At 64.2% G+C, this 14,218-nt stretch carries 11 protein-coding genes and 1 tRNA gene; 1 reads left to right on the top strand and 11 read right to left on the bottom strand.

All coding sequences use genetic code 11. The features are described 5' to 3' along the window. Nucleotides 1-147: 147 nt before the first annotated feature. The 11 genes from VKR55_RS23555 to VKR55_RS23505 all read right to left on the bottom strand — a co-directional run bounded on the left by VKR55_RS23555 (nt 148) and on the right by VKR55_RS23505 (nt 11,818). Nucleotides 148-1,461, bottom strand: a complete 1,314-nt coding sequence (locus tag VKR55_RS23555; RefSeq protein ID WP_414642427.1) for an ABC transporter substrate-binding protein — start codon at nt 1,459-1,461, stop codon at nt 148-150. 165 nt (nt 1,462-1,626) lie between these two features. Then, nucleotides 1,627-2,577 (bottom strand): sugar-binding transcriptional regulator, encoded by a 951-nt coding sequence (locus VKR55_RS23550; protein WP_324407082.1) that lies wholly within the window; start codon nt 2,575-2,577, stop codon nt 1,627-1,629. Then, nucleotides 2,577-3,251: an HAD family hydrolase gene (locus VKR55_RS23545; protein WP_324407081.1), complete on the bottom strand. Its 675-nt coding sequence runs from the start codon at nt 3,249-3,251 to the stop codon at nt 2,577-2,579. Before VKR55_RS23545 ends, VKR55_RS23550 begins: the two co-directional genes overlap by 1 nt. 67 nt (nt 3,252-3,318) lie before the next feature. Next, a complete protein-coding gene (locus tag VKR55_RS23540; RefSeq protein WP_324407080.1) occupies nt 3,319-5,154 on the bottom strand; it encodes a CocE/NonD family hydrolase in 1,836 nt (611 codons plus the stop codon). Between the two features lie 3 nt (nt 5,155-5,157). Next, complete coding sequence (locus VKR55_RS23535; protein ID WP_324407078.1) at nt 5,158-6,180, bottom strand: CobW family GTP-binding protein; 1,023 nt, start codon at nt 6,178-6,180, stop codon at nt 5,158-5,160. After that, complete coding sequence (locus VKR55_RS23530) at nt 6,177-7,784, bottom strand: amidohydrolase family protein (RefSeq protein WP_324407077.1); 1,608 nt, start codon at nt 7,782-7,784, stop codon at nt 6,177-6,179. Before VKR55_RS23530 ends, VKR55_RS23535 begins: the two co-directional genes overlap by 4 nt. Nucleotides 7,785-7,824: 40 nt before the next feature. Next, entirely contained in the window at nt 7,825-8,655 is an 831-nt protein-coding gene (locus VKR55_RS23525) for an ABC transporter permease (protein WP_324407075.1), read from the bottom strand. Between the two features lie 2 nt (nt 8,656-8,657). Next, on the bottom strand, nt 8,658-9,692 hold the full coding sequence (locus VKR55_RS23520; RefSeq protein WP_324407074.1) for an ABC transporter substrate-binding protein: 1,035 nt from the start codon (nt 9,690-9,692) through the stop codon (nt 8,658-8,660). A 15-nt stretch (nt 9,693-9,707) separates the two neighbouring features. After that, nucleotides 9,708-10,769, bottom strand: coding sequence for an ABC transporter ATP-binding protein (locus VKR55_RS23515; protein WP_324407072.1), 1,062 nt, complete (start codon nt 10,767-10,769; stop codon nt 9,708-9,710). Beyond that, nucleotides 10,769-11,605: an ABC transporter permease gene (locus VKR55_RS23510; protein WP_324407071.1), complete on the bottom strand. Its 837-nt coding sequence runs from the start codon at nt 11,603-11,605 to the stop codon at nt 10,769-10,771. Before VKR55_RS23510 ends, VKR55_RS23515 begins: the two co-directional genes overlap by 1 nt. 138 nt (nt 11,606-11,743) lie before the next feature. Further along, a tRNA-Gln gene (locus VKR55_RS23505) sits at nt 11,744-11,818 on the bottom strand. A gap of 233 nt (nt 11,819-12,051) precedes the next feature. On the opposite strand from VKR55_RS23505, the gene VKR55_RS23500 reads away from it, so the two are divergent. Further along, nucleotides 12,052-13,824, top strand: coding sequence for an acyl-CoA dehydrogenase family protein (locus VKR55_RS23500; RefSeq protein WP_324407069.1), 1,773 nt, complete (start codon nt 12,052-12,054; stop codon nt 13,822-13,824). Nucleotides 13,825-14,218 lie beyond the last annotated feature (394 nt).

The raw sequence follows: 14,218 nt of genomic DNA, 5'->3' as shown, positions 1-14,218 counted from the left end.
GAGGACCTGCGTCTGCTGGGTTGCCATTGCCGCCTCCTGCTGTCCGTGGGACCTCGGTGAGGCTGCCGTCCGGCGACATCAGCGGCTGGACGGCAGCAGGTTCTGCGGCTTGTCGGGAGCAGACCGCCGCAGGGTCGCGGGGGCCGACTACTTGATGTAGCCGGCGCGTTTCATCTCTCGCTCCGTTGCCGATTGCGCCGCTGCCAGCGCCGCGTCGACCGTCTCGGAACCGGAGAGCGCGGCGGAGAATTGCTGACCGACAGTGGTGCCGATCCCCTGGAACTCCGGGATCGCCGCATATTGCACCCCGACATAGGGCACGGGCTTGACCGTCGGCTTGTTCGGATCGGCGGCATCGATGGAAGCCAGCGTCGGCTTCGCAAAGGGCGCGACCTTCAGATATTCAGGGTTTTGATAGAGCGAGGTTCGCGTGCCCGGCGGCACATTGGCCCATCCCTCCTTCGAGGCGACGAGCTTGGTGTAGTCCTTGCTCGTGGCCCAGGCGACGAACTTTTCGGCCGCCTCCACCTTCTTGGAGCCGGCAGGAATCGCGAGACTCCACGCCCACAGCCAGTTGGCATTCTTTCCCAGCCCCGCATTGGGCGCGAGCGCAAACCCGACCTTGTCGGCAACCTTGGAATCCTTGGGATTGGTGACGAAGGACGCCGCGACCGTGGCATCGATCCACATGGCGCATTTGCCGGAGTCGAACAGCGCCAGGTTTTCATTGAAGCCGTTGGAGCTGGCGCCGGGAGGTCCCGCCTCCTTCATCAGGTCGACATAGGTCGTGAGTGTCTTCTTCCATTCCGGCGTGTTGAATTGCGGCTCCCATTTCTCGTCGAACCAGCGCGCCCCGAAGGAGTTGGACATCGCGGTCAGGAACGCCATGTTCTCGCCCCAGCCGGCCTTGCCGCGCAGGCAAATGCCGTACACGCCGGCCGACTTGTCCGTCAGTTTCTTGGCGGAATCGACGATGAAGTCCCAGGTCGGCTTTTCCGGCATGGTCAGGCCGGCCTTCTGGAACAGGTCGGTACGGTACATGGTCATCGAGCTCTCGCCATAGAAGGGCGCGGCATAGAGCTTTCCGTTGACTGAGACGGCGTCGCGAATCTTGGGCAGCAGATCTCCGACATCGTAGTCGGCGCCGAGATTGTCGAGCGGCACCAGCCAATTCCTCTTGGCCCAGATCGGCACTTCATAGGTGCCGATGGTCAAAATATCGAACTGGCCGCCCTTGGTGGCGATATCCGTGGTCACGCGCTGGCGCAACACGTTCTCTTCCAGCGTGACCCATTTGACCGCGATGTCGGGATTCTTGGCCGTGAAATCGCTGGTCAGCCCCTGCATCCGGATCATGTCAGGGTTATTGACAGTGGCGATCGTCAGCGTGGTTTCCGCGATCGAGGGGACTGAGATCAAAAGCGCAGCCGCGCCCGCGAGGGCGCCAAGGACTTTTCTCACGGTAACCTCCCTATCCATCGTTTTGAGCATATGCCCAAACGTTGGGCGTATGTTCACACCGCCGATGAAGGTTGTCAAGCACGCGCGTGCGCTTTCCCTCACGCAAGCACGGCGGGAGGGGCCTGGAACCTTTCAGAGGTGGAGGATCGCCCGGCGGGCGAACGATCAATCGAGAACGGCGCGCGCCGTGGCTTCGTCGGTGATCAGCCCATTGATCAGGCGCCCGGCAAGCGCCGCCTTGATCGCCGGCACCTTGGCCCGCCCGACGGCCGCGCCGATCGTGGCTGCTGCCGCCGGCACTTGCGGCGGGATGCTGGTGATGCGCCGATTGGTGCCGCCCTTGATCAGCCGGCCCTTGGCGTCATAGGCCCAGCCGGTGATTTCGCCCACCGCGCCGAGCCGCATCATCTCGAACAATTCCTCGCGGGTGACGAAGCCGTCGACGTGAACCTGGGCCTTCTGGTCCATCTGACCGATGCCGATCAGCCGGAGATCCGCCTTGGCCGCGACCGCCTTCACCTTCGCGATCGGCTCGATCCGCACCATGCGGTTGCGCTCGTCCTCTGACGACATCAGGAACGGCAGCGGCATGGGATAGTGGCGGGCGCCGGTGCGGTCGGCGAGCCTGCCGACGGTGTCGAAGAAGCTCGCCGAGCCGTCGGCCGAGATGTTGCCGACCAGCGAGACGATCTGATGATAGGGCCGGTCGATCGGGGTGACGCGCTCGACCGCGGCGCGAACCGCGCGGCCGGTGCCCAGCGCCACGATGACCGGCGTCTCCGAGCGTAGCGTCGTTTCCAGGAGATTGGCGCTGCGCTCGGCAATGCCGGCGGTGGAAAGCGGCGCGGCCGGGTCGGCCGGCACCACTTCGCAATGCGCCAGCTCAAACCGCTCCTTCAGGCGAGATGCCAGTTCCATGCATGCCGCAATGGGATGTTCGAGACGGAAGGTGATCAGCCGTTCGGCGAGGCAGAGCGAAACCAGGCGCTGCGCGGAGGCGCGCGAGACCTGCAGCATCCTGGCGATCTCGTCCTGGGTGTGCCCGGCAATGAAATAGAGCCAGCCGGCGCGGGCTGCATCGTCCAGACGCGATTTTTCGCCGTCGGTCGAAGCCATCAGACGCGCTGTCCCTCCGTCCAGAAATCCGCCATCCGGTCGAACACCCTGTTCGCCCCGGCATTGTACAGTATGGCGCGCCCGTCCCGCGATTCGTAATGGCTGCCGCCGACGAATCCCCACACCTTCATGCCGGCGGCCCGAGCAGCCGCGACGCCGCTGACGCTATCCTCGATCACCAGGGTCTTGTGCGGCTCCGCCTGCATTTTCGCCGCCGCATAAAGAAAAAGATCGGGCGCCGGCTTGCCGCGCTCGACCATCTGCGAGGTGTACAGCCGGCCGTCGAAATGAGGCGCGAGGCCGGTCAGAGCTAGCGACAAGGACACGCGATCGAGATCGCTGGAGGACGCTACGCAATGCGGCGTCCGCAGACCGGAGAGCAGCGATCCCACCCCCGGGATCGGTTGAAGCGAGGCCTGGAAGGCCTGTCGTACCCGTGCTTTCAGGTCGGGCAGGAAATAGTCCGGGAGCATTCGTCCCTGCGCGCCATAGTGCTGCAACACGGCTGCCATGCTGCGCCCGAGAAACAGTTCCAGCGCGTCCGCGAGCTTGAGTTCGATGCCGCATGTGGCGAGGGCTTCGGAAAGACAACCGCAGCTCAGCACCTCGCTGTCGACGAGAACGCCGTCGCAATCGAAGATGATCAGGTCCAGTTCGTGCTGGCCGGCTTTCATGTCCGCAAGAGAGCATATGCCCAGCAGCAGAGCAATAGCTCGTCATTTTGGGATCGTACGCCTGACATCATTGGAGCCTGGTCCACAGCGGCAGTTCCATCAGGGAGGCACTGGCGCCGCCCCGCAAGACTTTCAGGAGCGGCGGTCGCCCGTGAGGGACTTGCCCACAATGGTCGTCATCGGCGCCCGCGATCGAGAGACGAATGCGGCTGCCCGCCGCAAACCGCCACGCCACCGGCAACAACGGGATGCGGATCCGCTCGACCTCGCCAGGCACAAGCGGCGCGGCATCGTCGCGCCTAAAGCTGCGGAACGGCCATGTGGTGCGATAGCTTTCCGGCGCCGGCTGCTCCTTGCGATGCAGCGCGCGCAACAGTCCTTCGGTGACATAGCGCTCGGTCCCATCGGCTTCGACCTCGGTGAGATAGACGAACAGCGCCACGTCGCGCTCGCTGCTGCAGAGCCAGAGATCGACGAGGCCATGACCGGCAAGCTCCGCCTCCGCCGCAAGCGGCTCGGATGTGTAGCTCAGCCTCCTCGCGCTGCGGCCCTGCCAATCCCTGTAATAATCGCGGCTGTCGATGCCGGCGATGCGCTCGTAACGGGTTTCAGAACCGGTGCCGACAGTAAAGTCGACCTGATAGTCGTCCTCGCCAGCCTGCGGCGCCGCGTCAGTGAGACGCGCTTCAGGCGCCAGAAAGAAGCGCGTTGACGTTTCGATCGGCGGCCAGTTCTCAGCGGCCCGCCATTCCTCGGCATGAATCGAGAAATAATGGATCGGCGCCTCCTCGCGAAGCTCGGTCTTAAGGTTCATCAGATAAGTATCGAAGAAGCGCAGCACCTCGCCGAGCAATGGAAAATCCGGCTCGACCGCCTTCCGCCAAGGCGAGACATCGATCCGCGCGCCGTGATCCCAGGGGCCGAGCAGCAGGTGGCGCGGATTTTCGCTCTTCGTAAGATAGCGCGAGATCGCGCCGTTCATGTAGCCCGCGCCGTCGAGCCAGCCGGAGATCGAGAGAATGGCGACCTCGGGCCGCATGCCATGCGCGACCGAATAGGGACTGATCGTGGCCGATGAAAAATCTGGATCGTACGGCAGCCCCTCCTCGCGAAAGCGGAACTCGGCCATGAAATCGGTCTGCCGGAAATTGCCGAGGTGCTGCCGGACCGCCTGGTTGAGCAGCGCTTCGTCGGCATCCTCGTCGACCGGCTGCGGCCCCTGGAAATCCGGATTGTTGAAATAGGAGAACTGGCTGAGGATGTCGCGGCGATCGTGGTCGAGACCGATCATCAGCTCGTCGTAGACCTTGGTCAGCGATTTCAACTGAATGCCGCCGGGAAAGTAATTGTCGGCATAGGTGTCCCAGACCGAAGAGATCGGCGCGATCGCCTTCACAGCGGAGTGGCCGGTCGAAGCGAGAAAATCCGCGGCCGCGCCGAGATAGGAAATCCCGGTCGCCCCGATCGCTCCATTCGACCAGGGCTGCGCCACGATCCAGTCGGCGATCTCCTTTGAATCGTCGCGCTCGCGCGGCGAACGAAAACTGTCGCGCGTGCCGAAGCTCGCGCCGGTGCCGCGCACGTCGACGACCACGACGGCATAGCCGCGCGGCACGAAGAAGTCGCGAAATTTGCCGGTGTTGGGATTAGCCTCGCCCACACCGCCCGGTCGCAGCTTGAAGCGGCGATAATAGGGGGTGAAGAAGGCGATGGTCGGAAATGTTTGCGCCGCGCCTGCATCAATCGGCTGCGGAACATAGGCGTCGACCGCAAGCCGGCAGCCGTCGCGCATCGCGACGTATTGCGAGGTCGGCGGAGCGAGCCGAAAGTTCGCAGGCCGTTGCGCCAGATATTGTCCCGGCTGCACGCGCCAGGCGCGCTTCGTGTTAGTGCCGTCGCCCATCGCTCACACGACCCACTCGGCCTTGATTGTAGAGCGACCATCTCGCGCGAGCGCATCGTCGGGGGTTCGCCAGGACGAGAACCGAAACAACCCGGCCGGCGAGACGGGCTCAAGCTCAGCCTGGCCGACATCACGGGCGATGATGACGAGGAATGATGATGGCGCGCCGTTGGCTTTAAGGGGCCGCGGCGGCGAGAACATGGTGCCGACACACTCGATCAGGAGGGGCTCGCGACTTTCCACCACGCGCACCAGCCCCTTGATCCGCAAGAGCCGCTCGCCGAGGCTGCCTGCGAGATTGTCGAGCCACGCCGCAAGATCGGGAAACGCAATGTCGCCTGCAGGCTTGGCCAGACACAGCGCGACGCGCGGATGCGCACTTCTCGCATCAGGCGCAATGTCACGCAATGGCGGCGCTGTCGTCAGTGGCGCAAAGGCGGAGAGTACCGCACTCGCGCGGTCCGCGGTCGTAATCACGTCGGCCAGTGGATTCACGCTCGCGATCACCGATGGCGCCTCGGTCAAATCGGAAGACGCGACAAGGTCGCTCTTCGTCGCCACGATGCGATGCGCGGCCGCCCATTGCGCGACCGCCTCCTCAAATGTTGCGACTTCGGTACCGCGTGTAAGATCGAAGGTGCCGATCACGGCGATCCGCATCCGGTGCTCTGCCAATGTCGCGAGCGTGCGCAGCACGGGACCTGGCATCGAAAGCCCGCTGGTCTCCAGGATGATCCGGCGCAAGGGACCCACGCCGGATTGTCGCGGCGCCGTGATCAGCCGGTCGATGGTAAAGGCAAGATCGCTGCCGATCTGGCAGCAGACGCAGCCGTTCGACAGCATCGCCATCGGCAGATCGCCGCCCTCGCGCAGCACGATGCCGTCGAGCCCGATCTCTCCGACCTCGTTGACGATGACCGCCGTGTCGGCCGCCTCAGGCAGCAAGAGAAAATCGCGCAGCAGCGTGGTCTTTCCCGAGCCCAGAAATCCCGTCAGCACGAAGAAATCGAGCGCGCCTTCACTCATTCGGCGGCTACTCGTGGCTGATATTTTTCGGGAATGTCGCTCTCCCAGCTCGCCTTCACGAGCTCGCGCACGTCGGCCAGCAATTCCTCGGTGTCATAGATGATGCCGTCCTTGATGGTGTATTTCAGGCCGTGATGCCACTCGACCGCGTTGCTCGCGTCGTTGAAGCGCATCGCGCCGGTGCCATAGAGCAGCTTGAAGTCGGTGAGCGGATTGTGCTCATGGACCAGCATGTCGGCGCGCATGCCGATGTCGATGGTGCCGACTTCGTCCTGGACGCCGCATAGCGCCGCTCCTTGCGACGTCGCCGAGCGGATGACCTCCAGCGGATGGAAGCCCGCCTCCTGCAACAGCTCGAGCTCGCGGATGTAGCCGAAGCCGAAGATCTGATAGATGAAGCCGGAATCGCTGCCAGTGCAGACGCGCCCACCGCGGTTCTTGTACTCGTTGATGAAGGCCATCCAGAGGCGGTACTGTTCCTTCCACTCAATCTCGTTCTGGGTGGACCAGCGATACCAGTAGGAGCCGTGGCCGCCGCGCTGCGGCGTGAAATAGTCCCACATCGATTTCCAGGTGTAATCCTTGTGCCAATAGGCCTGGCGTGCACGCATCAGGTCGCGGTTGGCGTCGTAGATGGTGAAGGTCGGCACGAAGGTGAAGCCGATCTCGAGGAATTTCTCGAGCGTCTCCTCCCATTTGCGCGAGCCGGGCTTGGCGGCCTGGCGGAACATCTGGCCGGAGACCGAGAAGCGGAAGTATTCGTCGGTGTAGTTGTAGTCGAGCGGGAAATCCTGGACGATCCGGTCCTCGTACAGCGCTTCGGGCAGGCCGTAATAATGCTCCGCGCTGGTCAATCCCCAGCGCGCGGTGGTGAGCGCGTTCATGCGCGTCACCGCCATCTGCGCGTGATGGCAGCCGGAGCGCAGGCCGAGCTTCCTGCACTCATCGAGTGCCGCTTCCATGATCGCCGGCGGCGCGCCGAAGAACTTGATGCCGTCGGCGCCGCGCTCCCTGACCTTGCGCAGCCACGCCCTGCCCTGCTCCGGCGTGTAGATGGTCTTGACCATGTCGTTGACGGCCGGGAAATATGCATAGGCGAGAAGCCGCGGGGCCGCGATCGTGTTCTCCTTCGAGCGCTGCTTCTGGTCGAGCACCCAGCCGAGCCCGTTCATCGAGCCCATTTCGCGCACGGTGGTGACGCCATGCGCAAGCCAGAGCTTGTAGACATAGTCGACCGGCGGCACCCAGCCGTTCGCGGAGTGATAGGAGACACCGGCGTGCCCGTGGCAATCGACGAAGCCCGGCGTCACCCATTTGCCGCGGCAGTCGATCTCATGGTCGGCGGGCTCGCTCGGACCCGACCCATAGCCCGCCATTTTCTTCAGGCTGACGATGCGCCCATTCTCGACGATGATGTCGATCGGACCAATCGGCGGCGCGCCGGTGCCGTCGATGATGGTGGCGTTGCGCAGCGCGAGCCGCTTGAACGGGCCGATGCCGCGATCGCGCGAGGTGGCTTTTGCGACAATCGGGATCTCGCCCTTGTTGCGGATGCGTGCCAGCTCATCGCCCGGTGGGACTTGCGCCTGTGCCTGATCAGTCATGGAGTGTTTCCTCTTCTTCCAAGCAGGTCTTGTTCTCAACCTATCTCACGCGATAGCGCCGTGCAAAGGCGACGCTGCCGGCGATCGTGACGATCATGGTGACCGCTAGCAGCATAAAGGCGAGCGCGGCGCCCATCGGCCAGTTGTTGCCGCGCACAAACTGGTCGAAGATCGCAGGCGCCATCATCTGGAAACGTGGGCCGCCGAGAAGCACTGCGGTTGCATAGGTGTTCATGCACAAAACGAAGACCAGGATCGAGCCGGCGGCAACACCGGGCGCGGAGAGCGGCAGGATCACGCGCCAGAACGTCTGGAATGCTGAAGCACCGAGATTGCCGGCGGCATCCTCGAGATCGCGGGGAATGCTTTCGATCACCGCGGCGATGGTCAGGATCATATAGGGCAGCACCACCGCGATGATGCCGAACACCACCGCCTTGGGCGTATACATCATGCTCAGCGGGTGGCTGATCACATCAAGCCTGAGCAGAACCGTGTTGATCAACCCCTCCCGCGTGAGCAGCGCCATCCAGCCGGCGGAGCGAACGACATTGCCGACCAGAAGCGGAAACAGGGTTGCAATGATGACGAGGCTCTTCCAGCGGCTTTGCAGCCGCCCGACCCAATAGGCCGCAGGGTAGGCGATCACCAGGGTCAACGCCGTGCAGAGCAGCGCGATGCCGAGCGTCGTCAGGATGATCTCCTGATAGTAGGGATCGGCCGCCGCGCGCGCGTAATTGTCGAACGAGAATGCCTGGATCATCAATTGCGTCGGGCTGAACTGGTTGAGCGAGATCCGAAACATCAGGACCATCGGCCCGACCAGAAGCCCGAGCACCAGAAGGCACGCCGGCACGACCAGTAAGGCCATCGCTAGCCCTTGAACTGCTTGTTCCAGAAGTCGAGCGTGCGCTGCGACCGCTCGGTGAGATATTTGTAGTCGGGCTTCAAGAGCCTGGCGCGATCGGCTTCGCTCAAGGAGACCTGTTTTGCGATCTCCTCCGGCAGCACCGCGTCCGAAACCGTCGGCACGTATCCCATCTTGTCTGCGAAGGCGACCTGCGCCTTGGGGTCGAGCATCGCATCGAGATAGGCGAAACCGCCCTCCTTGTTGCGCGCATTGCGTGGGACGCTTGCTTCGAACACGATCGCGACCGCGCCTTCCTTCGGGACCACGTGGGAGAGCGGAATGCCGCCCTTCTTCCACATGAAGCCGCGCGCGAGCCACATCGATGTGAGCCAGACTTCCTCGGATTTGAGTGCGGCAGCGAGCGCTTCGTTGGACGGATAGATCTTCACATCCAGCGAGCGCAGCTCCATCAGCTTCTTCTCCCCCGGATCGTAATTCGACATGCTGCCGCCGCCTGCGAGTGCGGCCATGATGGTGTTGTTCGGATAAAGGATGTCGACAAGCCCGACGCGGCCTTTCCATTTCGGATCCCAGAGATCAGCCCAGGCCGTCGGTGGCGTCTTCACCCGGTTGACGTTATAGAGAATCACCTGCGCCGAATAGATGTGGGGGATGGCGGTGTCGGTGCGAAGTGCGGGAAACACCTTGTCAAGCCGCGGCACCTTGGTGGCGTCGACGGTATCGAACACGCCATTGGCGGCAACGAGATAGTGGTCGCTGTCGGAGAGGCAGGCCACATCCATCGATCCGCGCCGGCTTTGCCGCTCCGCCAAGAGCTTCGTTTTCCGTGGATCGGCATTGCCGACGTCCTGCAGGACCTCGATGCCCTTCGGCGCAAGCAGCGGCTTGTCGATAAGATCACTGAGCAGTTGCCCGTAATCGCCGCCCCAGGTGCCGACCACGACCTGGCCGGCATCGGCGCGGGCGATTGGCGCGTTCGAGGCCAGCATGGTCGCAGCCCCGGCGCCGGCGGATAGAAAATGACGTCGCGATATCATGACAATCTCCCTCAACTAGGATGCTTGCGGGACCAGCCGCGGGGCCTTGCGGTCCCACTGCAGGGAAACCAGGTCGTCCGGCTTGACCGCAGCGAGCGCCTCATGCGCGCCCGGGGTCTGCCGCACCACCACGAAAACCTCACTTCCGACGCGCACATGGTACTCGGTCTGCGGCCCGAGATAGGTCACAGCCTGGACGGCACCAAGGACGTCACCCGTCGCGCCCGGGCTGATCGAAATTCGTTCCGGCCTAAGCGCAAAGGCGGCGGCATTCTTGCTCTCATCCGCCACCGTGTCGACCGCCAAAACGAGGCCGCTGTCGGTGCGGAACGCCGTTTCGCTTTCGCGCCGGCCGGGCAGGATGTTGCAGCGGCCGACGAAATCCGCGACGAAGGTATCCTTCGGCGCATCATAGAGCTCGCGGGGCGAGCCGATCTGGCGTACCCGGCCGCCATCCATCACGACCAGCCGATCGGCCATGGTCAGCGCCTCCTCGCGGTCATGGGTCACGAGCAGCGTGGTCAGGCCCAGCCGCTGCTGCAGCGCGCGGATCTCGATCCGGACCTCGGCGCGGAGCTTGGCGTCGAGATTGGAGAGCGGCTCGTCGAGCAGGAACAGCTTCGGATTGATCACGAGCGCGCGGGCGAGCGCGACGCGCTGCTGCTGGCCGCCCGACATTTCACGCGGCAGGCGGCCGGCGAGATGCGACAGCCGCACCAGCTTCAACGCCTCCTCGACCTTCGCCTGGCGCTCGTCTGAGCCGAGCCCGCGCATCTCCAGCCCAAAGCCGATGTTTTGCGCGGCGGTCATATGCGGAAACAGCGCATAGGACTGGAACACCATGCCGGTTGAGCGCTTGTGCGCCGGCAAGCGCGTGACATCCTCCTTGTCGAACAACACGCGCCCGCTGGTCGGCGGCAGGAAGCCCGCGACCATGCGCAAGGTCGTGGTCTTGCCGCAGCCGGAGGGACCGAGCAGCGCGACCAGTTCACCTTCGCGCACGGAGAGATCGAGGCCATCGACGGCAAGCGAGGCACCGAACAGCTTGGAGAGATTTTCGACCGAGAGGCTCGCCATCAGACGACCTGCGACAGTTTGACGAAGCGATCGGTCACCACCATCAGCACGCCGACGATCAGGATCTGCACCGTCGCGACCGCAGCCAGGGTCGGATCGATCCGGAACTCGAGGTAGTTGAGCATCGCGACCGGCAGCGTGGTCCGTCCGGGGCCGACCAACAGCAATGACAGGTCCAGATTCTCAAAGCTCTGGATGAAGGAGAACATCGCCGCCGCCACGATGCCCGGCCGCATCATCGGCAGCGTGATGCGGCGAAACACCGTAAAGGGGCCGGCGCCGAGATTGGCCGCCGCATCCTCCGCGGCGCGATCGAGGCTCTGCAAGCTTGCGACCACGAGGCGCACCGTCCAGGGAATCGTGAGCAGAACGTGGGCTGCAACCAGCCCCGCGGTCGTCGCCGTGATGTCGCGATCGAGCGCATTCTCGGCGAGCACGTAGAACATATAGAGGCCCGAGCCCGCGACCACGCCGGGCACCGCAAGCGGCGCAAGCAGGAGCGCGCTGATCGCCTGCTTGCCCGGAAATTCGCCGCGCACGATGGCAAGCGCGGCGGCAGTGCCGATCGGCACGCCGACGGCGGCCGCAAGCGACGCCACTTGCAGACTCGTGATCAGCCCACGCAAAAATTCCGGCTTGTCCCAGGCGTTGGCGTACCAGTGCCAGGTCAGCCCCGGCGGCGGAAAGCTCACGATCTCCTGCGAGAAAAAGCTGGTCACGACGATCATCGTGACCGGCGCGAAGATGATGAGATAGGCGATCACCACCAGGGTGCGCATCAGGACGCGACCGAACGACGCTCGTTCCGTCAAGCTCGCAAACAGAGACGCCGACATCCTCTACGCAGTTCGTTTTCCGGGAAGCGCCAAAATCGGCGCGCATGGTAATCCGATAGCGCTTGCCTCGCCAAGTCCGCCTTAGGGACAAGTCCGCCTGAGGGACGAGAGAGCCGCACCTATCAATCGCGGCAATTCTGGCTGGGGCGGGAGGGATCGAACCTCCGAATGGCGGAATCAAAATCCGCTGCCTTACCGCTTGGCTACGCCCCAACAGGCCGTTCAAAGGGAAACGGCGGAAGCACGGACTACCCCGGGATTCTCCCGGCGCAGTCGGTCTATAGAGAGAAGTCGGCCATTTCAACCGCCACGGCAGCAAAATTCGACGCGCGCCGCGGCCCGGGCCGGTTTGGCCGCTCCGTCCATCATAATGGCCCTTCCGGCAGTTGAGGCTCTAACGGTTTCGTGGGAAGACGGCGCCAACGATTGCTTTCCGGAGTGACGCCATGACCTACCGCGCGCCGATCGACGACATCCTGCTTGCGCTCAACCACGGTGCCGGGCTGAAGGCTGCCGTGGAGGCCGGCCATTACGGCGATTTCGATGCCGACATCACCGCGGCCGTGCTGGAGGAAGCCGGCAAGTTTGCGACCGACGTGCTGGCCCCGCTCAACCGCGTCGGCGACGAGCACGGCATCAAGCTCGAGGACGGCAAGGTGACGACCGCGCCGGGCTGGCCGGACGCCTACAAGCGCTGGTGTGACGGCGGCTGGAACGCGGTGTCCGGCCCCGAGGCCTTCGGCGGCCAGGGTCTGCCGCTTGCGATCAACGCCGCCTGCACCGAGATCTGGAACGCCTCGAACATGGCCTTCGGCCTCTGCCCGTTGCTGACGCTGTCGGCGATCGAGGCGCTGGATGCGCACGGCTCCGACGAGCTGAAGGCGATCTATCTCGAAAAGCTCGTCACCGGCGAATGGACCGGCACCATGCAGCTCACCGAGCCGCAGGCCGGCTCCGATGTCGGCGCGCTGCGCACCCGCGCCGAGAAGCAGGCGGACGACACCTATCGCATCAAGGGCACCAAGATCTTCATCACCTATGGCGACCACGACATGACCGACAACATCGTGCATTTCGTGCTCGCGCGCCTGCCCGACGCGCCCGCCGGCACCAGGGGAATCTCGCTGTTCCTGATTCCGAAATTCATGGTCAATGCCGACGGCTCGCTCGGCGCACGCAACGACATCTATCCATCCGGCATCGAGCACAAACTCGGCATCCACGCCTCCCCCACCTGCACCATGACCATGGGCGACAAGGGCGGCGCGATCGGCTACCTCATCGGCGAGGAAAATCGCGGCATGCAATGCATGTTCACGATGATGAACCAGGCGCGCCTTGCCGTCGGCCTTGAGGGCGTGGGCATTGCCGACCGCGCCTATCAGCAGGCACTGGCGTATGCGCAGGAGCGCCGCCAGGGCCGCGCCGCCGGCAAGACCGGCGACGGATCGGACGCCATCATCGTGCATCCCGACGTCAAGCGCACGCTGATGCTGATGCGCGCGATGACCGCGGCGGCGCGCTCGATCTGTTATGCGACCGCAGTGGCTCTCGATGTCGCCGCGCGCGCCAAGGACGCCAAGGTGCGCGCGGATGCCGCCGCGCGCGGCGCGCTGCTCACCCCGATCGCCAAGGCCTTCTCCTCTGACATCGGCAACGAGGTCGCCTATCTCGGCGTGCAGGTGCATGGCGGCATGGGCTTTATCGAGGAGACCGGCGCCGCGCAGCATTATCGCGACGCGCGCATCACCTCGATCTATGAGGGCACCAACGGCATCCAGTCGATCGACCTCGTCACGCGCAAGCTCGCGGCCAATGGCGGCGCCTCGGTGTGGGAGCTGCTGAAAGAGCTCGATGCCACCGTCAAGCAGGTCGAGACCTCCAACGATCCCGCCTTCGGCACCACTGGCGCAAAGCTGCGCGACGCGCTCGGCGCGCTCGAACGCGCCAGCCGCTGGCTGCTGGAGCGCGTCACCTCGAAGCCGAATGACGCGCTCGCGGGTGCAACGCCCTATCTGCGCCTGTTCGGCGCGACGCTCGGCGGCTGCCTGCTCGCCGGCCAGGCGCTCGCCGCCAAGGCGGGTAGCAGCGGCGAACGCCATGTCACGCTGGCGCGCTTCTTCGCCGAGAATGTGAGCGTGCAGGCGCCTTCGTTGGAGAAGACGGTGACGGACTCGGCGGATGCCGTGAACGGCGCGGATGCGGTACTGCTCGCGTAGGCCTCCGCGGAATCCATCGGCGAGTTGTAGGATGGGCAAAGGCGCACTTGCGCCGTGCCCACCGTGTTTCAACCAATGCTCTCGATGGTGGGCACGCGGAGCCTGTCATCGGGCCGCGCGCTCGCGCGGACCCGTTGGCTTTGCCCACCCTACATTCTTTCCTGATTTGATTGTCAAACAGCCGTGGGCACACCTTCGCATTCCCGCGGCATGATCTGCCCGAGCTTTGCGTCGACATCGCCCTCAAGCAATCGGAGGGCGCAGGGAATGCCGGGTGCAGGCCGCACCCGCGAGCCTTGCGTGCAAAGGAAAAGTGCACTTTACGCACGCAGGCAACAACAGGGCAGCCAGAACAACCGGCATTCCCTGCGCAATGGTTTACGGCTTATACGTG

Origin of the sequence: Bradyrhizobium sp. (genome assembly GCF_035309285.1) — a bacterium.
In the GTDB taxonomy this organism is placed as follows: Bacteria; Pseudomonadota; Alphaproteobacteria; order Rhizobiales; family Xanthobacteraceae; genus Bradyrhizobium.
This window is presented reverse-complemented; position numbering and strand designations above follow the sequence as displayed.